This window comes from Streptomyces sp. NPDC047525, assembly GCF_040643025.1.
Classification (GTDB): domain Bacteria; phylum Actinomycetota; class Actinomycetes; order Streptomycetales; family Streptomycetaceae; genus Streptomyces; species Streptomyces durmitorensis.
The window spans coordinates 183,451-203,256 of the sequence record NZ_JBEYTL010000007.1; the positions used below are offsets into that span (position 1 = coordinate 183,451).

A 19,806-nucleotide genomic window follows, 5' to 3' on the forward strand; every position below is an offset into this window, starting at 1 on the left:
GAAGAAATCCCTACCTCGCGATGTCCCCGTACCCCTCCACCGCACGAGGATCCCGCGTCCCCGGCCCCACGTACCGGGCCGAAGGCCGGACCAAGCGTCCCGTTCGCTTCTGCTCAAGAATGTGCGCCGACCACCCGGCAGTCCTCGCGCACGTGAACATCGACGTGAACATGTGCGCGGGCACCTCGGCGAAGTCGAGGACGATCGCGGCCCAGAACTCGACGTTCGTCGCCAGGACGCGGTCCGGGCGCCGTGCGTGCAGCTCGTCCAGCGCCGCCTTCTCCAGCGCCTGGGCCACCTCGTAGCGAGGAGCGCCCAGCTCGCGCGCCGTACGGCGCAGGACCCGCGCACGCGGGTCCTCGGCCCGGTACACCCGGTGCCCGAAGCCCATCAGGCGCTCGCCCTTGTCCAGCGCCTGCTTCACGTACGCGACCGCGTCCCCCGTCCGCTCGATCTCCTCGATCATGCCGAGGACCCGGGAGGGGGCGCCGCCGTGCAGCGGCCCGGACATCGCGCCCACGGCCCCGCTCAGGGCCGCCGCCACGTCCGCGCCCGTCGACGCGATGACGCGGGCCGTGAACGTGGACGCGTTCATGCCGTGCTCGGCGGCCGACGTCCAGTACGCGTCGACGGCCTGGACGTGCTTGGGGTCGGGCTCGCCGCGCCAGCGCTTCATGAAGCGCTCGACGACCGTGTCGGCCTTGTCGATCTCGCGCTGCGGCACCATCGGCAGGCCCTGGCCGCGGGCGGACTGGGCGACGTACGAGAGGGCCATGACGGCGGCCCGTGCCAGGTCGTCGCGGGCTTCCTGCTCGCTGATGTCCAGGAGCGGCTTCAGGCCCCACACGGGGGCGAGCATCGCAAGGGCGGACTGGACGTCGACGCGGATGTCACCGGAGTGCACCGGGATCGGGAACGGCTCGGCGGGCGGCAGGCCGGGGTTGAACGCGCCGTCGACCAGCAGGCCCCAGACGTTGCCGAAGGAGACGTGGCCGACCAGATCCTCGATGTCGACGCCGCGATAGCGAAGCGCGCCGCCTTCCTTATCCGGTTCGGCGATCTCCGTCTCGAACGCGATGACTCCCTCAAGTCCGGGTACGAAGTCGGACATCAGGCGGCTCCTCGTGATGTGTACGACAGATGGTGGTGACAGACAGCTCGTGACCATGTGTCAGAAGTGGGCATTCGCGGTCCGGTTCCGCGGTCTGCCGGTACGTCGATGGCTTCCGGCTTTCGACTCGCGGTCCGGATCGGTCACCCCGGTGATGCCCCGCCCGGCTGGTGGTCACCCAACCGATTCGGCAGCGGAACGATATCCCTTGGTGCCACCCTTGGCGATGGCATACGGCACTCAGTGCCACACGTCACCTCCCCGTGGTGCACGACGGCCCCCGGCTGACTCTTCGTATACGGCAAGATGACCGCGTGACCGATCGAGCCGCCGCCTCCGCAGCAGACGCCGCAGGATCCTCGTCCGCCGCCTCCTCCGTGTCCGATCCCGCCGCCATACGGGCCCATTACGGCCTGGACGGACTCGTCGAGACAGGGCTGCCCGCCACGCCCGTCGAGCTCTTCGCCCTCTGGTTCACGCAGGCGCTCGCCGCGGCCGAAGCGGGCCTGCTCCACGAGCCGAACGCCATGGTCGTCTCGACGGTGGACACCGCAGGGCGCCCCAGCTCGCGCACGGTCCTGCTGAAGGGCTTCGACGAGCGCGGCTTCGTCTTCTTCACCAATTACGAGTCCCGCAAGGCCCGCGAACTGGCCGAGAACCCGAACATCGCGCTGCTCTTCCCCTGGCACCCGATGGCCCGCCAGGTCATCGTCACGGGCACGGCGCGGCGTGTCGCCCGCGAGGAGACGGTGGCGTACTTCCGCACCCGCCCGCACGGCTCCCAGCTCGGCGCCTGGGCCAGCGCCCAGTCCTCGGTCATCGCCACGCGCGATGAACTGGACCGCGGTTACGCCGACTTGGAGGCGCGCTACCCGGAGGGCGAGCAGGTGCCCGCGCCTCCGCACTGGGGCGGCTTCCGCGTGGAGCCGCAGAGCGTCGAGTTCTGGCAGGGCAGGGCCAATCGCCTGCACGACCGCCTGCGGTACGTACCCGCCGAGCAGGACGGCTGGACCGTGGAGCGCCTCAGTCCGTGAGCGCGGCCGCGGGGCGCCTCAGTCCGTGAGCGCGGCCCGGGGCGCTACCCCGTCAGGACCCCGTCCAGGAACGGCTGGATCGCCTCGCGCCAGGCCTCCGGCTGGTCGTAGTGCACCAGGTGGCCCGCGTCGGCCACCTCCGCATACGCCCCGCGGGGCAGCACGCGGACCATTTCCTGGGACTCGGCACGGCCCAGCTCGCCGTCAAGGCCGCGGACGACCAGGGCGGGGCACTGGACCTGGGTCAGGTCCTCCCAGTGCGCGTCGTACACCCACGTCTCGCGGGACTTCAGCATCTGGTCGCGGTCGAAGACGGGGCGCCAGCCGTCCGGGCCCTCGGTCATCACCTCGGCGAAGAACTCGCCGCGCGATGGATTGGGCCGCTCGACCCAGGGATCGTCCTCGCCGAACCACTTGCGTACGTCGGCGAGCGTGGCGAAGGGCACGGGCCAGGCCCTGAACCAGTCCTCCCACTCGCGCTGCGAAGCGGCGCCGAGTGCGGAGGCCCGCATGTCGGTGATGATCAGGGCGCGGACGAGATCGGGGCGCTTCGCGGCGAGCTGCCAGGCGGTGAGCGCGCCCATGGAGTGGCCGATGAGGACGGCGGGGGCGAGGCCCAGCTGGACGAGCGCGGCCTCGGCGTCGTCCACGTAGGCGTCGCGGGTGAAGGGGCCCTCGGGGGGCTTGTCGCTCTGCCCGTGCGCACGCTGGTCGAGTGCGACCGCGCGATGCCGTTCGGCGAGCCAGCGGGCGGTGCCCGCCCAGTGCGATGCACGGCCCATCAGGCCGTGCAGTAACAGGACGCCTCCGGGTGATCCGTCGGTCTCCCTGGACTTGGGAGGATCGGCGAACTCCCAGGCGGCAAGGCGTACGCCACCCGCGCCCGTCACGTCAATGCGCCGCACCATGGTTCCTGGCACCCCCCTTGAATCCTCTCGGGCTGAACGCCTGGTTCTGTCACGCACCCCCGCACGCTATCGAACTCTTTTTCGAAAGCGGCCAGATCGCCGGCAACACCCCTCATTCGAGTGACCACGCTCAAGGATTGGCCGCCGCTGCCGAGGGGAGATCTTCATCGGGAGGCGGGCCGCTCGGGGAAAACGGTCCGAGGGGGATGACCCTGGGAGCTCGGGGCTCCGGGTCAGAACAGGGGAGGACAGGCCCCGGCGCTCAAGGGCGCCGGGGCCCTCTGTACGCACAGGGCGTGCCGATGCGCACGCGCGCACAGGACGTGCCGAGGTGCATGGACGTGCAGGGCGCGCCACCGTGCACGCACGCGCGGGACGTGCCGATGTGCACCGCTCGCCCACGCGCTCCCGCTCACCAGATGGGCACATCCTCCTGCCCCCTCCCACGGCCGTGGCAGCCAGACCCGGCGCCGACACGGTCAAGAGCCTTCAGGTCATATGCCTCTCGCGACAGCCTCGCACGCAAAACGTCCGGGCGCTGCGATTCCGCACACTGAATCTTGGACCCCATTCGATCCAGGAGTCTTCACAACTGCCCAACAGTTACCGCTAGTTGACGCGAACTCCCGGTAACGGGAGCCGGATTCCGCCGTCGCCCGGGGGTGTGGACGTCATCGCCCGGTCCTGCGGACCCTCAGCGCTTGGCGACGAAGACGTGCGAAGCGACCTCCGCGTCCAGCTCCGCGGCCTCACCGCTGCTGCCCACGAGCACCCCGCCCGCGGACTCCGTCACGCTCACCACGGAGCCGGGCTGCACGCCCGCGCGCCGCAGCGTGTACATCAGCTGCGCGTCCGTCTGGATCGGCTCGCCGATGCGGCGCACCACGACGGTCTTGCCCTCCGCGCCCGGGTCGAGGTCGACCAGGGAGACCATGCCCTCGTCCAGGAACGGGTCGGCGCTGTCCTTCTCGCCCAGCTCCTCCAGGCCCGGGATCGGGTTGCCGTACGGAGACTCGGTGGGGTGGCGCAGGAGCTCAAGGACGCGGCGCTCCACGGCCTCGCTCATCACGTGTTCCCAGCGACACGCCTCCGCGTGGACCTGCTCCCACTCCAGGCCGATCACGTCGACGAGGAGGCACTCCGCCAGGCGGTGCTTGCGCATCACGCGGGTGGCGAGCCTGCGGCCCTCCTCGGTCAGCTCCAGGTGCCGGTCGCTGGCGACCGCCACCAGGCCGTCGCGCTCCATGCGCGCGACCGTCTGGCTCACCGTCGGCCCGCTCTGGTCGAGACGCTCGGCGATCCGGGCGCGCATGGGGACCACACCTTCCTCCTCCAGCTCGAGGATGGTGCGCAAATACATCTCAGTGGTGTCAATAAGCCCCGACATGGGTGCCCCTCAGATTTCTCTCGTGCGGCCGGCCCTGCCCTCAATTCTGACGCATACCACTGACAACCGGATCGCGCCGGGGGAAAACCCGGTCCAGACGGTCTTGACGGGGTGCTCGGGCCGTATTGACAGGGCACTGGTCCAGACCGCAACGTGATCCGCGGCACACGGGAAACACGTGCAGTGAATACGTACAGGACATACGTACCCGGAAAGGTTCCTCGGCGCATGGGCTCGAAAAGCGAGAGCAAGCTGGCCGGTCAGTACATCGACGCCGCGATCGGCCTGCTCGGCCGCGTGCGCGACGAGGAGGGCGGGAACGTAGAGGCGGCCGGCACGCTCCTCGCCGACGCGGTCGAGGCGGGCGGCAGGCTCTTCGCCTTCGGCGCCGGGCACTCCTCGCTGGCCGCGCAGGACGTCGTCTACCGCGCGGGCGGCCTCGCCCTGATGAACCTCCTCGCCGTCCCCGGGGTCGTCGGCATCGACGTCATGCCCGCCACGCTCGGCTCGGCCCTGGAGCGGGTGGACGGGCTCGCGGGCGCCGTCCTGGACTCCTCGCCGGCCCGCCCCGGCGACGCACTCGTGATCATCTCGCTCTCCGGGCGGAACTCGCTGCCCGTGGAGATGGCGATGAACGCCCGCGCACTCGGCCTGAAGGTCATCGGCGTGACGTCGGTGGCGTACGCGACGGAGACGAAGTCGCGGCACGTGTCCGGCACCTTCCTGAAGGACCACTGCGACGTCGTGATCGACTCCAAGATCGCCCTCGGCGACGCGGAGCTCAGCCTCGACTCGGTCGGGGCGCCCTTCGGTCCCGCCTCCAGCGTGGTCGCGAACACGATCATGCAGGCGATGACGGCGACCGCCGTCGAGCTGCTGGCCGCGCGGGGCGTCGAGCCGCCGGTGCTTCGGTCCGGGAACGTGGACGGCGGGCACGACTGGAACGGCAAGGTCTTCGAGGAGTACGGAGACCGGATCTTCTACCGCCGCTGAGGCTCCTGCGGGCCCGTGGGAAAGCGCACCCGCACGCTGAGCCCGCCTCCCCGCGCGTTCGCCTCCGCGGTCGCCTGTGCGCCGTGTGCGCGGGCGATCGCCTCGACGATGGACAGCCCGAGGCCCGCACCCTCCCCCCTCGCATGCGTACGTTCCCGCAGGCGCCGGAAGGGCTCGAAGAGGTGCGGGACGGTGTCCGGCGGGACGGCGGGGCCGGTGTTGGTGACCTCGATGCCGCCGGGGCCCGTGCGCACCTCGACCCGGCCGCCCTTGACGTTGTAGTGCACGGCGTTCGCCACCAGGTTGTGCACGAGGCGGTCCAGGAGCACCCCGTCGCCGTACACGGTGAGCGGCTCGGCGTGCAGGGAGAGCGTGACGTCCCGCTCGGCGGCCTGTCCCGCGAGCCCTTCCGTCACCGCGTCGGCGATGACGTCGAGCGCGACGGTCTCCCTGCGCTCAAGGCCCCGCTCCGACGTGGCCAGGAGCAGCAGCCCCTCGATCAGGTGCTCGCTGTCGTCGGCCACGGAGATGAGCTTCGTACGGATCCGGGCCACCTGCCGTGCGTCGGGCTCACCCGCGAGACCGATCTCGGCGGCGGCCCGCTGCACGGCCAGCGGGGTGCGCAGCTCGTGCGCGGCATTGGCGGCGAACCGCTGCTGCGCGCTGACCAGTTGCTCTATCCGCCCGAGCATCTCGTCGAACGTGTCGGCCAGCTGCTTCAGCTCGCCGGGCGGGGCGTCGAGCGCGATCCGCTCGTGCAGGTTCTCGCCGGACAGGCGCCGCGCGGTGCCGGTGATCACGGCCACGGGGTGCAGCACGCGGCCCGCCATCCACCAGGCGAGCAGGATGGACAGCGCCGCGTACACGAACAGCACGATGACGGAGACGGTCAGGAGCCGGCTCAGGGCCGCCTGCTCGGCCACATCGCTGATCTTCGTCACGGCGAGGCCCTGCGTGACGTCGTCGGCCGAGAAGCTCTCCAGAGGCGTCGCCCTGACCGGCGACGCGGACTCGGCCGGGGTGGGCATCACCCAGGGCGGACTCAGCTTCCGGCCGGGGACGGCGGTGGTGACGGCGGTACTGATCGAGGAGTACAGACCCTGTCGTACGAGGAAGTAGACGAGGCCGGTGAGCAGCGCCCCCGCCAGGACGAGCATGCCGCCGTAGAGGGCGGTGAGGCGGCCGCGCTCGCTGCTGAGGCCGCCGATGCGGAACCCGCGCCCGTCCCCCGGACCGAAGCGCCTCACGCCGACCAGCCCGTGATCCGGTAGCCCGCGCCAGGGACCGTCTCCACCACCGGGGGATCGCCCAGCTTGGTGCGGAGCTTGGAGAGGGTGACGCGGACCGCGTTCGTGCGGTAGCTGGTGTCCTCCTCCCAGACCTGTTCGATCAGGTCGTCGCCGCTGACCACCGCGCCCTCCGCCCGCAGCAGCGCCTCAAGGACCGCGAACTCCTTGCGGGAGAGCGACAGATGGCGGCCGTCGCGGCTCGCCTGGCGGCGGGCCGTGTCCAGGACCAGGCCCGCGCGTTCGATGACGGGCGGCAGCGCGGGGCGCGTGCGGCGGCCGAGGGCCAGGACGCGGGCGAGGAGCTCGTCGTACGCGAAGGGCTTGGTCAGGTAGTCGTCGGCGCCCAGGCCCAGGCCCGCGACCCGGTCCCTGATCGTGGCCGACGCCGTCAGCATCAGGACGCGCGTGAGCAGCCGCTGCCCCACCACCCTGCGGCACACCTCGTCGCCGTGCAGGCCCGGCAGGTCCCGGTCCAGGATGACGACGTCGTACTCGCCGAGCTGGAGTTTGCGCAGCGCCGTCAGGCCGTCGGCCGCGACGTCGACCGCGAGCGCGTCGCGCCGCAGCCCGTCGGCGATCATCTCGGCCAGGAATTCCTCGTCCTCCACCAGCAGTACGCGCATGCGGCCCTGTGTACCTGAAGTGCACCTTTCGTCGGTGTAAGCGTCTCCGTTGAGAGAAACGAAACCTCCCTTCCCGCCAGCCTGTGCGCGTCGACGTGACAACGCGACTACGCGACCAGTGAGGGGACGTCATGAGGACTCGTACGCGTTCAACGGCCATCGCATCGGGGTTCGCCGCACTCGCCCTGTTCGCCGGAGCCTGCTCGTCCGGCGGCGGCGACAGCAGCCAGGACAAGGCCGACGGCGGCAAGGGCAAGCAGGCCGACGCCGCCTTCAAGGAGCGCGAGTGCCTGCGCAAGCACGGCCTCAAGGTGCCCGAGCCCAAGGCCGGCGGGGACACCAACGGGGTCACCATCGGCGGCGACATGAGCAAGGAGAAGATGCAGGCCGCCCTGAAGGCCTGCACCAAGGGCGGCGGCGCGGGCGGCGGCAAGGTCTCGCAGGCCGACAAGGACAAGATGCTCAAGTACGCCCGGTGCATGCGCGAGAACGGCTTCAACATGCCCGACCCGAAGTTCGACGGCGGCGCGATGGAAGCCCAGAAGATGCCCGAGGGCGCCGAGGCCAAGAAGATGGAGAAGGCCGCCAAGGCGTGCAAGGACATCGTCGCGTGAGGCGCCGCACCGCCGTCGTCGCCACCGTCGTGGCCCTGCTCGCCATCACCGGCGGAGGCGTCGCCGTCACCGCGCTCGCCGACAACGGCAAGGACCGGTCCACGCAAGCGGACGCCGGACTCCCGCCCGCCACCGCAGCCGTCGAGCGCGGCGACCTCAGCAGCGGCACCCAGAGCGACGGCACCCTCGGCTACGCCAAGGAACGCAAGGTCAACGCGGGTACCACCGGCACCCTCACCTGGTCCACGGGCAACGGCTCGACCATCGAGCGCGACGGACGCCTGTACGAGGTCAACGGCGTCCCGGTGCGCCTCATGTACGGCACCGAACCCATGTACCGCACGCTGAAGACCGGCGACGAGGGCAACGACGTACGGCAGCTGGAGGAGAACCTCCAGGCGCTCGGGTACGGCGCCGGGCTCGCCGTCGACGACGAGTACACGGCGGGTACGGCCGCCGCGGTCAAGCAGTGGCAGAAGGCGCACGACCAGAAGCAGACCGGGCGCGTGGGCCCCGAGCAGATCGCCTTCTCGCCGGGCGGCGTCCGCGTGAAGTCCACCGACTCGGCCGTCGGCGACCAGGTCGCCCCGGGCAAGCCGGTGCTCAGCACGACGGGCTCCGAGCGCGTCGTACGTTTCCAGCTCGACGTCGCCGAGGGGAAGCTCGCCAAGGTGGGCACCAAGGTCACCGTGGACCTGCCGGACGGCTCGACCGCCAAGGGCGAGGTCGCGTCCGTCGGCAAGACCGCCAAGCCGGGCGACGACCCTGCCGACAAGACCCCCAAGATCCCGGTGACGGTCTCCTTCGACGACCCCGGCAAGGTCGACGGCTTCGACCAGTCCCCGGTGACGGTCAACCTCACCGGAGAGACCCGCAAGGACGTGCTCTCCGTCCCCGTCAACGCCCTCCTCGCCCTGCCCGGCGGCGGCTACGGCGTCCAGGTCGTCGAGCACGGCCGCGCCCGCCAGGTGAAGGTCGAGCTCGGCATGTTCGGGCAGGGCCGGGTCGAGGTGACCGGGGGAGGACTGCGGGACGGCATGAAGGTCGGGGTGCCCAAGATATGAGCGCCGTCGTGGAGTTGGCCGGGGTCACCAAGGAGTACCCGGGCGGAGTCACCGCCCTGCGCGGCGTGGACCTGAGGGTGGAGGAGGGCGAACTCCTCGCCATCGTCGGCCCCTCCGGGTCCGGCAAGTCGACGCTGCTGCACATCATCGGCACGCTGGACCGCCCCTCGGAGGGCTCGGTGGCCATCGCGGGCCACGACGTCGCGACGCTCGCCGACCGCAGCCTCTCCGCGCTGCGCGCACGGCACATCGGCTTCGTGTTCCAGGCGTTCCACCTGGTGCCGGGGATCAGCGCGCGCGACAACGTGGCGGAGGGGCTCCTGTACTCGGGCCTCTCGCGCGGGGAACGCCGCGCGCGGGCCGCCGAGGCCCTCGACCGGGTCGGCCTCGCGGACCGCATGAAGCACCGCCCGCACGAACTCTCCGGCGGCCAGAAGCAGCGCGTCGCCATCGCGCGCGCCGTGGTCGGGGCGCCGGACCTGCTCCTGGCCGACGAGCCGACCGGGGCGCTGGACTCGGCGTCCGGCGAGGCGGTGATGGAGCTGCTCCACGATCTCAACGCGGAGGGCGCGACCATCGCCGTCATCACGCACGACGCGGAGATCGCGGAGAGACTTCCGCGGCAGGTGCGGATCCGGGACGGGCAGGTGGTGGCGGATACCCGCGCCGCCGTTGGCCAGGGGGTGCTCGCCGGATGATCCGTACGAAGAAGGTCGGCAACCCGCGCCTGAAGGCGGCGCGGCTCGGGCCCCGGGACGTCCTGCACGTCGGCTCGGCGGGGCTGCGCAGCCGCCCCGTGCGGGTCGTGTTGTCGGCGCTCGGGATCGCCATCGGGATCGCCACGATGATCGCGGTGGTGGGCATCTCGTCGTCGAGCAAGGCCCAACTGATGCGTGAGTTGGACGACTTGGGCACGAACATGCTGGTGGCCGCGCCGGGGGAGCCCCTGTTCTCCGGGGAGAAGGTGGTGCTCCCGCGTGACGCGGCAGGGCGGGTCTCCCGGGTGAAGGGCGTACGGGACGTCGGCGCGACCGGCGACCTCGAACGCACCGTGCGGCGCAGCGAGAAGATCCCCGAGGACGAGACCGGCGGCATCGCCGTCAGGGCGACGACCGAGGGCCTGCTGAAGGTGCTGCGCGGCGAGATGGGGCACGGTACGTGGTTCAACGCGGCCAACAGCCGCTACCCCTCGATCGTCCTCGGCCACGTCGCGGCCGACCGCCTCGGCATCACGGAGGCGGGCCAGCAAGTATGGGTGGACGACCGCTACTTCACGGTCGTCGGCATCCTCGACCCGCTGCCGCTCTCGCCCGACGTGGAGCGCTCGGCCCTCGTGGGCTGGGACGCGGCCAAGAGCGAGCTCGGCTTCGACGGCCGCCCCACGTCGGTGTACGAACGCTCCACCGACGCCTCGGTGCACGAGGTCCGGAGCCTGCTCGCCGCCTCGATCGACCCGGAGAACCCCCGGAACGTCCAGGTGACGGACCCGTCGTCGGCGCTCAAGGCGAAGGCGGCGACAGAGGGAGCGTTCTCGACGCTGCTGCTGGGGCTGGGCGGAATCGCCCTGCTGGTGGGGGGCGTGGGGGTGGCCAACACCATGATCATCTCAGTCCTGGAGCGCCGGTACGAGATCGGTCTGCGCCGCTCGATGGGCGCGACGAAGGGGCAGATCCGGATCCAGTTCGTGACGGAGTCCCTGATGCTGTCCGGCCTCGGCGGCCTTGCGGGAATCGCCCTGGGCGCGGCGGCGACGGGCGCGTACGCGGTGTCGGGCGGGCTCCCCTGGGTGGTCCCCCTGTGGGCGGTGAGCGGGGGCTTCGGGGCGACGCTGGTGATCGGCACGGTGGCTGGGCTGTACCCGGCGGTACGGGCGGCGCGGCTCTCGCCGACGCTGGCATTGCATGCGGCGTAGGAGCGACTGAACCGCCGCTTCGCGGCGGATATCCCCCGCCCACCCACCCGAGCACCCGGCGGTGGACGGCCTGGACCGCCGCTTCGCGGCGGATTCTCCCCACCCACCCACCCGAGCACCCCGCGGTGCGTCGGGTGGGTGATCATCCGCCGCTGGGCAATCGGGTGGGTGGGCGGGAAAGATCCGCCGCGCAGCGGCGGCTTTGAACACCCGCCCACCGTTAGGCAACGCGCTTGCCCCTGGCGCGAAGCGGCGGCCTTGAACACCCGCCCGCACACCCCCCCTCCGCAGGGGAACTCAGCCCGCGTCCAGCACCCCCGCCAGGTCAAGCGAGGCCGCAACCCTCGCCGAGACGCTCTCCGCGTACGTCGCGTCCGCCCGTTCGAACTGGGTGCGGCTCGCGCCCCGCAGGAACGTCACCACGCCCAGCGTCCGCCCCCGGCTGCGCAGCACCGTGCACAGGGCGTGGACGGAGTCCTCAGGCCACTGCCTGGCCGCCGCCCACTCCCGGGCCCGCTCCGGCGGCGCGGTGCCCGCGCTGGCCCGTACGGAACCCACCCGGTCCACGCACTGCGGGGCCGGGTGGCCCTCCAGATAGCGGACGGGAAGGCCCGCCTTGGCCACCGGCAGACACGGACCCGGAGCGCCCGCAGGCGTCGCGGCGACGCGGATCAGGCGCACCGGCTCCCCGTCACCCGCCACCAGGTCGATCAACGCGTGGTCGGCGAACCCGGCAAGCGCGAAGTCCAGCTGGACCGTCGCCGCCTCCGTGGGGTCCTCGCACTCGCCCGCGGCCCGCGCGGCCCGGTGCAACTGCTGCGAACGGAAGCGCAGTTGCGCCGCGTCCTGCTCCGTCTGCTTGGCCTCCGTCACGTCAGTGAAGAGCCAGCCGACCCCCAGCGGCACCGGCTCCTCCGCGAGCGGCGACGCGAGCCGCAAGAAGCCGCTGCGCCAGCACCGCCGCTCCGGCTCACCGCTCTCCGTGGCCCGCACGGACACCCACATCTCGGCAGGCGCGGGCGGCGCCCCCTCCGCGAGCACATGGCTCAGCGCGCTCTCCAGCTCCTCCACGCCCTGCCCGAGCAACTCCCCAAGGGGGCGCCCCAGCAAGGCCGTACGCCCCATCCCCAGGGCCCGCGCCGCGTGTTCGTTCGCCACGGCGGGACGCAGATCGGCGTCGACGAGCACCACACCCCACGACGCGTTCTCGAACAGCGCCTCGCTCAGCGCGATGGACCGCTCCAGGTCGATCTGCGCATGGACCTCGCTGAACGCGCAGTACACACCGGCCGGCTTCCCGTCCCCGCCCCGCACGGCGGCGGACTGGGTCCGCACGAGCACCCGCCCGCCGTCCTTCGTCAGGAGCGCGAACTCGTGCACCTGACGGCCGTGCGCCTCCATGGCCGACAGAAGCCGCGCCTCGACCTCTTCCGCGTCGGCGGTCCGCACCGCCCAGCCCGCGAACCCCTGCCGCCCGACGGCCTCGGCCGCCGACCACCCGAGAATCCGCTCGGCCTCACGATTCCAGTGCGTCACCACCCCGTCGGCGTCGAACGCGCACAAGGCGGCGTCCATCCCGTCCAGCAATGCCGCGAGCAATTCGGCCCCACCGGGCTCGGGCTCTTCAGGCCCCAGCTCGTCGGTGGTTCCGCTACGCCGGGAAGCACTCACCTGGCACCCCCTGCAGGCCGTGTCCTCATGAGCTGCATGTTCTGCGAGTTCCGCATGTACCGCACGTCAGATCATTCAACTCGAACGTGACGCAGCCCACAGGCACTTCCCAGAAGTTCGACGAAATCGTTGCCCGCGAACCGTGGGGAGCGGACGCGATGTCAGAAATCAGACGCACGTCCAAAGATTCGCACAAATAGCTGACCTTGAGCGATCCGGCTCTTCACGAGATGGGTGATCACTAGCGTCGGCGATGTACACACGAAGGGTCACTCGCTCCTCGGCTCACGCCCGGAGCCCGTTCCGCCCCGCGGACAGGCCGAGTGACCAGCCCGAGTCATCAAGACCACCAGGTCGAAGGAAGGCGCTCTTCGATGACTACGTTTCCCGTAGGCGAGCAGACCCACCGGGCTGTGCTTCCTCAGCAGCCCGCACTGGAATCCGTGAGAGCAGACACCCGCAGGAGCACGGACGAAACGGCTCACGGACTCCCCGCCACCGCGGCGGGCACCGGCGGGGAACATGGGCGAGGGGAGACCGGCGGGCATCGCGTCAGACCCCGTCGGCGTCACGCCGAATCAGCCGCTGTGGCGGTGGAGACGGCAGAGTTCGGGAGCGGTGACGCCCCCACGGACCACACGTACACCGGAGGCGTCGGCGCGAGCAGAGTCTTCGTACTCGCCAGAGACGGACGGCCGTTGATGCCATGCCACCCCGCTCGCGCTCGCGAACTGCTCACCAACGGACGAGCTGTCGTGCATCGGCGAATTCCGTTCACCATCCGGCTCAAGGACCGTATGCGCGCCGACTCGGAGGTCGATGGTGTGCAGCTGCGCATCGATCCCGGGTCCAAGGCGACTGGCTTCGCGCTCACGGACGTGAAGACGGAAATCTGCGATCGTGGGGAAGCCGTCCTCGTGCGCCGGGGTCTGGTGACAGCCGAACTCCGGCACCGGGGCGATCAGATCCGGCTTTGCATGAAGCGGCGCGCCGTGTACCGGAGCAGACGGCGATCCGTGAACCTCCGCCACCGAGCTCCGAGAAGCAACAACCGCAGCCGCCCGGAGGGATGGCTCCCCCCGTCACTGCGCCACCGCGTCGACACCACCCTGTCCCTCGTGAATCGCTTCTGCCGGTACGCGCCGGTCACCGAGGTTCACGTGGAAGACGTCGCGTTCGACACCCACTCCATGAGTACGGGCAAACAGCTCAGGGGAGCCGAGCATCAGAACGGCAGACTCGCCGGGACTGACGCCCGCGCGTACTTGGTGGCCGCTTGGGGCAGAGCCTGCGCCTACTGCGGAGCCACTGGCGTTCCCCTGAACACCGACCACATCCACCCCAGCAGCCGAGGCGGCTCCAGCAGAATCACCAACCTGGTGCCGGCCTGCGTCCCCTGCAACCAGGCCAAGGGCAAGACGTCCGTCGCGGAATTCCTCGCCCACCGGCCGGATCGCCTGGCGGAGATCCTTGCTCAGACCCGGCCCCCGCTGCGTGACGCTGCCGTCATGAACGCGACCCGTCGGCAGCTCATCGAAGCGTTGGGCCTTCTCGGGCGACCAGTGCGTTCCTGGCCGGGCGGCCGTACGCAACGGAACCGCACGGCCATGGGGCTCGCCAAGACCCACACCATCGACGCCCTCGCCGTCGGCGACCTGGATCGTGAGAACGGCGGCAGGATCGTCCGAGTGCCCGCTCGTGTGCTGGTGGTGAAAGCCACTGGACGTGGCTCCTACGCCCGCACCACCCCTGACCGCTTCGGCTTTCCCCGACTTCGACGGGCGCGGACCAAGCAGCACTTCGGATACGTCACCGGGGATCTCGTACGGGCGACGGTGCCCACCGGCAAGTGGGCGGGCACCTGGAAGGGACGCATCACGGTACGGGCCAGAGGGCAGCACACCCTCACCTCACCGACAGGACGGTTCGGCGTCTCGTACCGGAATCTGCGGCTGCTTCAGCGCGGCGACGGATACGCCTACGACGTACGGCAGGAGCCCGTCCCGCAGCCTTCTCGAAAAACCGGTTGAGTCGAGCTGGCCCGGTTCCTAGGCTGTGACTCATCACGGAGAGGAGGTGGTTCGGCAGATGTATGGAAACCGGACGCGTGAGGTGACTGCGGGCTAGTGGCCCGTCGTCGCAACTCGATTTCGGCGCCGGACCAGCACGTGTGATGTGCGTGCAACCGGCCCAATCCCAAGCAGTCACCCGACCCGCGAGCCGCCGGTGAGTCCGGCCGGCTTCCCGCCGTCTCGTACGGCGGGAACCACGGCTCGCGGGTCGTCTGCGTTCCAGGGGCGGCCCGCACGGTCAGCGGCCCTCAGCCCCTGCTGACCGCCGTCAGGATCTCCGGAAGCCGCCGCGCCACCCTCGGCGCCGCCAGCCGCAGACCGAAGTACGTGATCACCGCTCCGTAGGCCCCGCCCAGCGGCAGCAGCACCCAGGACCAGTCGCTCGCGCCCGAGACGTGCAGCCAGATGGTGAAGGCGAGCACCGGGGCGCAGAGCAGGGCCGCCGCGACCATCCCGCCGAAGATCGAGATCCAGGCCAGGCCCGCCTGCCCGGGGGCCACGTTCTTGTAGCCCTCCTGCGGGATCGAGTAGGGGAAGCGGGCCGATGACCAGGCGCCCGTCGCCAGCATCGCGCCGAGCAGGGCGAAGGAGAGCCCGAGTCCCTCCGGCAGGCCCTTCCAGTCGCCGAGCACCGATGCCGTGATGACCGTCACCAGCGTCGCGTAGGGGAGGGTGATGGCGAGGAGTGCCAGGGCGCGGGCGCGGAGTTCGATGTACGCGTCGTACGTCGACGAGATCGTCATCGCGACCATCCAGAACGCCGAGGTGTCCTGGCCGAACTGGTTGTACATCAGGACGCCGAGCATCCCGGCCGCGAAGCACGCGAAGTAGATCGAGCCCGTGCCCTGGAGGGCGTTGAAGAGCGGCACGATCAGGCCGATGGCCAGGGACGTCACCCAGGCCGCCTTCGTCTTCGGGTCGCGCCACACGTAGCGCAGGCTGCGCTCCATGACCGTGCCGGTGCGTCCGCCGGGCAGCAGTGTGCCCAGGCCGCGCGCCGAGCGGGCCTTGGTGGGTTCCGCGGCCGCGAGCGTGGAGCCGTCGGGGGTCGTCATCAGGTGCGTGAGGCTGCGCTGCCAGAGGGCCAGGAGCGCGGCGAGGGCTGCGGCGCTCAGGGCGAGTTGGGCGACCCCGGTGGCGTACGCGCCCTCGCTCACCGAGTCGACGGCGCCGATGGCCGACGCGGGCGGGATCCAGCGGATGACGTCCGCCGCCGGGTCGAGCTGCGAGAGCCCCGACGAACCGAGCCGCTGTGCACCGAAGTTGACGACTTGCGCGCCGACCGCGATGACCAGGCCGCTCAGAACGGCCAGATCACGTCCCTTGCGGCTGGTCAGGAGGCGGATGTTGGCGGCGGCGACGGTCCGCGCGAGGGCCACGCAGACGAGCAGGGTCAGCGCGATGGCGAGGACCCCGGTGACGGCCGCCGCCGCACCGTGCGCGAGGGAGATCACGGCGCCGAGCGCGAGGCAGAGGGTGAAGAGCGGCCCGATGCCCACCAGGGACGCCACGAGGAGCGCGCGCACCAGTGGCCGGGGGCGCAGCGGCAGCATCACCAGGCGGGTGGGGTCGAGGGTCTCGTCGCCGCTGGGGAAGAACAGCGGCATCACCGCCCAGCCGAGCGCGAGCACGGCGGTGAGCAGGACGGAGACGGTGGCGGCGTGTTCGTTGCCGCGCAGGGCGATCAGGCCGAGGAGCTGGAGAGCGGCGACGAGGAGCGCGGCGGCGACGGACGCGATGTAGGCGGCGCGGCGTCCGGTCGACTGGTGCAGGCCGTTGCGCAGGAGCGAGAGCTTCAGCCGTACGAAGACGGGAGTGATCGAGGGGGACGGGGCCTGGGAAGGGGCCGTGCTCATCGGGTGCCGCCGCCCAGCCAGTCGAGGTGCGAGCCGGTGTCCCGGCCGCCCGCGCCGACCAGTTCGAGGAACGCTTCCTGAAGGGACGGTGCCGCGCCGCGCACCTCGGCGAGGGTGCCTTGCGCGCGGATGCGTCCTGCCGCCATGACGGCGACCCAGTCGCAGAGCGATTCGACGAGTTCCATGACGTGCGACGAGAAGACGACCGTCGCCCCGGACGCGGTGTAGCGCTCCAGGACGCCGCGGATGGTCTGGGCGGACACCGGGTCGACGCCCTCGAAGGGCTCGTCCAGGAAGAGGACTTCGGGGTTGTGGAGCAGGGCCGCGGCGAGCCCGATCTTCTTGCGCATGCCGGTCGAGTAGTCGACGACCAGTTTGTGCTGGGCGCCGGCGAGGTCGAGGACGTCCAGGACCTGGGTCGCTCTCTTGTCGACCTCGTCGCCGGGCAGCCCGCGCAGGCGTCCGGTGTACGCGAGGAGTTCGCGCCCCGAGAGGCGCTCGAAGAGGCGCAGGCCTTCGGGCAGGACGCCGATGCGGGCCTTGACCTGGACGGGGTCGGTCCATACGTCGTGGCCGACGACCTCCACGGTGCCCTGATCGGGTCGGAGGAGGCCGGTCACCATGGACAGGGTGGTGGTCTTGCCCGCGCCGTTCGGGCCGACGAGGCCGATGAACTTGCCCGCGGGGAGGGTGAGATCGATCCCGGCGACGGCGATCTGCTGGCCGAAGGCCTTCCACAGCCCCTGCACCCGTACTGCGGCGGGTGCTTCCGCCGGTGCTGCCTCGGTCACGGTGCCCGCCTTTCGTCGCCGTTGCCGCACGATACGTCGGCGAGGGTGACAAAAGCCGGACGGGCTGGATTTCCAGCCCGTCCGGCTTTTGCGCCCCCGTGAGGTCTACCTCCGTGCCTCGCGCCCGCAGGCGTAAGCCAGCGGGGAGATGATCTCCTCCGCGTCCGGGAGCCAGCGGTTCGCCGCGGTGGGGCGGCACGCCCACTGCACGGCGCCCGACGCGCCGAAGCGGGTCGGGGGCGCTGCCACGTACGCCCCCTCGCCGAGCGCCACGAGGTCGATCGCGGCCGGCGGCCAGCCCAGCTTGCGTACCAGGTCGGGCACCTTCGCGGTGGCGCCGGGCAGGACGAAGAACTGCATCCGGCGGTCGGGCGTGCACGTCACGGGCCCGAGCGTCAGCTCCATCCGCTCCATGCGGGCCAGCGCGAGGAACCCGGCCGTCTCCGGCACGTCGATGGCGTCGAACGTACGGCCCGTCGGCAGCAGGATCGACGACTTCGGCTGCTTGGACCAGAGCCGCCTCGCGACGGTCGCGCTGCCCGTCGCCTGCGTGGCCCAGTCCTCGCGCGCCGGGTGCGAACCGGGTGTCGTGCACGCGGTGTCACCGCACGAGCAGATTTCGGCCCCCTCGACGGACTCGAGCCACGTCCCCGGGAACACGTCCCAGTGGCGCTCTTCCGCGTATCGCACGGCCGTGTCCAGCAAGGATTCTCCGCGCTGCTTCGGGATGTGCGCGGCTGACGTGACTCCCATGGTCTCTTCCACGGACTTCTCAACTCCGCCCGCCACCTACGGTTACGGCCCGCGCGTGCGCGGGGGCGGAGCATCGATCCTGCATGTGGGGCGCATGGGTGCACGGGCGGGGGCGCGCATGGGGAATGGGTTCCATGTGCGGGTAGCCAAGGCTGTGGCACTCCGAAGATGCCCAGTTGCCGACTTATCGTCCGTTTGTGGTGCATCTTCCGTTTGTTCCAAGGGCATTGATCATCTGGGGTGGCTGATTCCGGCCCCTCCGACCAGATGAACCACGGTGCACATCAGGGGGTACGCCATGGCCGCAAGGCCGCTCGTCGCGCGGCAGCCCAATGAAAGGCTGCAGGCACTCATTCAGGAAGCGGGCTGCTCGAACGCGGGCCTTGCCCGCCGGGTCAACATGTGCGGCGCGGAGCACGGTCTCGATCTGCGCTACGACAAGACGTCCGTCGCCCGGTGGCTGCGCGGTCAGCAGCCGCGCGGCAGGGCGCCCGGCATCATCGCGGAGGCACTCGGCCGCAAGCTGGGCCGGACGGTCACCATCGACGAGATCGGGATGGCGAACGGCAAGAACCTCGCCTCCGGCGTCGGTCTGCAGTTCTCGCCGACCGTGCTCGGCGCCATCGAGCAGGTCTGCGAGCTGTGGCGCAGCGACGTGGGGCGGCGGGACTTCCTGTCCGGTTCGTCCGTCGCCTCGTCCGCGCTCGTCGAGCCGAGCCGCGACTGGCTGATCTCGTCCCCGGACTCGCAGGTCGGCCGGATGGCCGGGCCGCGGGTCGGGCTCTGTGACGTGGCCGCGGTGCGGGCCATGACGGAGGCGCTGACGCAGCTGGACCACCAGTACGGCAGCGGGCATGTGCGGCCGGTGGTCGTGCACTACCTGAACAGCGTGGTCTCGGGGCTGCTCGCCGGTTCGTACCGCGAGGCGGTGGGACGCGAACTGTTCGCCGCCGTCGCGCGGTTGACGGAGCTCGCCGGGTACATGGCGGTGGACACGGGCCAGCCGGGCCTCGCCCAGCGCTACTACATCCAGGCGCTGCGGCTCGCGCAGGCGGCCGGGGACCGGGGGTACGGCGGGTATGTGCTCGCCGCGTCCATGAGCCATCTCGCGGCCCAACTCGGAAATCCGAGGGAGATCGCGCAGCTGGCGCGGGCGGCCCAGGAGGGGACGCGCGGGCGGGTCACCCCGCGCGCGGAGGCCATGTTCTACGCCGCCGAGGCCAGGGGGCACGCGCTGCTCGGGGACGGGCGCTCCACGCAGGTCGTGGCGGGCCGGGCGGTCGAGGCGATGGACCGTGCGGCCGGGGAGACGGATTCGGGCGACGACCCGGTGTGGATCCGGCACTTCGACCATGCGTATCTGGCCGATGAACTGGCTCATTGTCACCGTGACTTGGGGCAGGCGGACGCGGCGGCGCGCAGCGCGGAGGAGTCCCTCGCGGGGCATCCCGAGACGCGGGCGCGGCGGCGGGCGATCGGCCTGGTCCTGCTCGCCACGGCGCAGGTGCAGCGCCGGGACGTCGAGCAGGCGTGCCACACGGGCATGAAGGCGGTCGAACTCCTCGGCACGCTGCGGTCGAACCGCGGCGCCGAGTACCTGGAGGACTTCCAGCAGCGGCTCCAGCCGTACCGCGAGGAGCCGGTGGTGCGGGAGTTCGGGGCGCGGATGGACGTCCAGGCGGCGTGAAGGGGTGCGGGACCGGGCGCGGGTGCGTGAAGGGTTTGTGA

General features: G+C 71.1%; 17 protein-coding genes. 8 read left to right on the forward strand and 9 right to left on the reverse strand.

Annotation, left to right across the window (positions count from 1 at the left end):
* Positions 1 to 10: 10 nt before the first annotated feature.
* On the reverse strand, positions 11 to 1,111 hold the full coding sequence (locus tag ABZ833_RS21810) for a citrate synthase 2 (protein ID WP_361049067.1): 1,101 nt from the start codon (positions 1,109 to 1,111) through the stop codon (positions 11 to 13).
* Positions 1,112 to 1,488: 377 nt separating this feature from the next.
* Between ABZ833_RS21810 and pdxH the strand changes: the two genes are divergently transcribed.
* A complete protein-coding gene (gene pdxH / locus ABZ833_RS21815; protein WP_361049653.1) occupies positions 1,489 to 2,145 on the forward strand; it encodes a pyridoxamine 5'-phosphate oxidase in 657 nt (218 codons plus the stop codon).
* Between the two features lie 44 nt (positions 2,146 to 2,189).
* Here the strand turns inward: pdxH and ABZ833_RS21820 are convergent, their stop codons facing one another.
* Positions 2,190 to 3,053, reverse strand: a complete 864-nt coding sequence (locus tag ABZ833_RS21820; RefSeq protein WP_361049069.1) for an alpha/beta hydrolase — start codon at positions 3,051 to 3,053, stop codon at positions 2,190 to 2,192.
* Between the two features lie 694 nt (positions 3,054 to 3,747).
* Positions 3,748 to 4,440: a metal-dependent transcriptional regulator gene (locus ABZ833_RS21825; protein WP_249589276.1), complete on the reverse strand. Its 693-nt coding sequence runs from the start codon at positions 4,438 to 4,440 to the stop codon at positions 3,748 to 3,750.
* A 228-nt stretch (positions 4,441 to 4,668) separates the two neighbouring features.
* On the opposite strand from ABZ833_RS21825, the gene ABZ833_RS21830 reads away from it, so the two are divergent.
* Positions 4,669 to 5,433, forward strand: coding sequence for an SIS domain-containing protein (locus ABZ833_RS21830; RefSeq protein ID WP_249589277.1), 765 nt, complete (start codon positions 4,669 to 4,671; stop codon positions 5,431 to 5,433).
* Here ABZ833_RS21830 and ABZ833_RS21835 read toward each other — a convergent pair.
* Positions 5,421 to 6,590, reverse strand: coding sequence for an ATP-binding protein (locus ABZ833_RS21835; RefSeq protein WP_361049655.1), 1,170 nt, complete (start codon positions 6,588 to 6,590; stop codon positions 5,421 to 5,423). The genes ABZ833_RS21830 and ABZ833_RS21835 overlap by 13 nt on opposite strands.
* Before the next feature lie 86 nt (positions 6,591 to 6,676).
* Positions 6,677 to 7,345, reverse strand: coding sequence for a response regulator transcription factor (locus ABZ833_RS21840; RefSeq protein WP_361049071.1), 669 nt, complete (start codon positions 7,343 to 7,345; stop codon positions 6,677 to 6,679).
* Between the two features lie 131 nt (positions 7,346 to 7,476).
* On the opposite strand from ABZ833_RS21840, the gene ABZ833_RS21845 reads away from it, so the two are divergent.
* From ABZ833_RS21845 to ABZ833_RS21860, 4 genes are read left to right on the forward strand one after another with little or no spacing between them, the layout of a single operon-like run.
* Positions 7,477 to 7,959: a hypothetical protein gene (locus ABZ833_RS21845; protein WP_249589279.1), complete on the forward strand. Its 483-nt coding sequence runs from the start codon at positions 7,477 to 7,479 to the stop codon at positions 7,957 to 7,959.
* Positions 7,956 to 9,023: a peptidoglycan-binding protein gene (locus ABZ833_RS21850; protein WP_361049073.1), complete on the forward strand. Its 1,068-nt coding sequence runs from the start codon at positions 7,956 to 7,958 to the stop codon at positions 9,021 to 9,023. Before ABZ833_RS21845 ends, ABZ833_RS21850 begins: the two co-directional genes overlap by 4 nt.
* Complete coding sequence (locus ABZ833_RS21855) at positions 9,020 to 9,721, forward strand: ABC transporter ATP-binding protein (RefSeq protein ID WP_361049075.1); 702 nt, start codon at positions 9,020 to 9,022, stop codon at positions 9,719 to 9,721. The genes ABZ833_RS21850 and ABZ833_RS21855 overlap by 4 nt, the downstream gene beginning before the upstream one ends.
* The gene (locus ABZ833_RS21860; RefSeq protein WP_361049077.1) at positions 9,718 to 10,935 is read left to right on the forward strand and encodes an ABC transporter permease; all 1,218 of its coding nucleotides are present in this window, start codon (positions 9,718 to 9,720) and stop codon (positions 10,933 to 10,935) included. The genes ABZ833_RS21855 and ABZ833_RS21860 overlap by 4 nt, the downstream gene beginning before the upstream one ends.
* A gap of 297 nt (positions 10,936 to 11,232) precedes the next feature.
* On the opposite strand, the gene ABZ833_RS21865 is transcribed toward ABZ833_RS21860, so the two are convergent.
* Positions 11,233 to 12,606: a PAS domain-containing protein gene (locus tag ABZ833_RS21865; protein WP_361049079.1), complete on the reverse strand. Its 1,374-nt coding sequence runs from the start codon at positions 12,604 to 12,606 to the stop codon at positions 11,233 to 11,235.
* Positions 12,607 to 12,980: 374 nt separating this feature from the next.
* Here ABZ833_RS21865 and iscB point away from each other — a divergent pair, with 374 nt between their 5' ends.
* Positions 12,981 to 14,636, forward strand: coding sequence for an RNA-guided endonuclease IscB (gene iscB / locus ABZ833_RS21870; protein ID WP_361049081.1), 1,656 nt, complete (start codon positions 12,981 to 12,983; stop codon positions 14,634 to 14,636).
* 290 nt (positions 14,637 to 14,926) lie between these two features.
* Here the strand turns inward: iscB and ABZ833_RS21875 are convergent, their stop codons facing one another.
* From ABZ833_RS21875 to ABZ833_RS21885, 3 genes are all read right to left on the reverse strand, one after another.
* Entirely contained in the window at positions 14,927 to 16,534 is a 1,608-nt protein-coding gene (locus ABZ833_RS21875) for a transporter (protein ID WP_361049083.1), read from the reverse strand.
* On the reverse strand, positions 16,531 to 17,325 hold the full coding sequence (locus ABZ833_RS21880) for an ABC transporter ATP-binding protein (RefSeq protein ID WP_361049085.1): 795 nt from the start codon (positions 17,323 to 17,325) through the stop codon (positions 16,531 to 16,533). The genes ABZ833_RS21875 and ABZ833_RS21880 overlap by 4 nt, the downstream gene beginning before the upstream one ends.
* A 105-nt stretch (positions 17,326 to 17,430) precedes the next feature.
* Entirely contained in the window at positions 17,431 to 18,078 is a 648-nt protein-coding gene (locus tag ABZ833_RS21885) for a bifunctional DNA primase/polymerase (protein WP_249589286.1), read from the reverse strand.
* A gap of 298 nt (positions 18,079 to 18,376) precedes the next feature.
* Here ABZ833_RS21885 and ABZ833_RS21890 point away from each other — a divergent pair, with 298 nt between their 5' ends.
* Positions 18,377 to 19,765: a transcriptional regulator gene (locus tag ABZ833_RS21890; protein WP_361049088.1), complete on the forward strand. Its 1,389-nt coding sequence runs from the start codon at positions 18,377 to 18,379 to the stop codon at positions 19,763 to 19,765.
* The last annotated feature ends 41 nt before the right edge of the window (positions 19,766 to 19,806 follow it).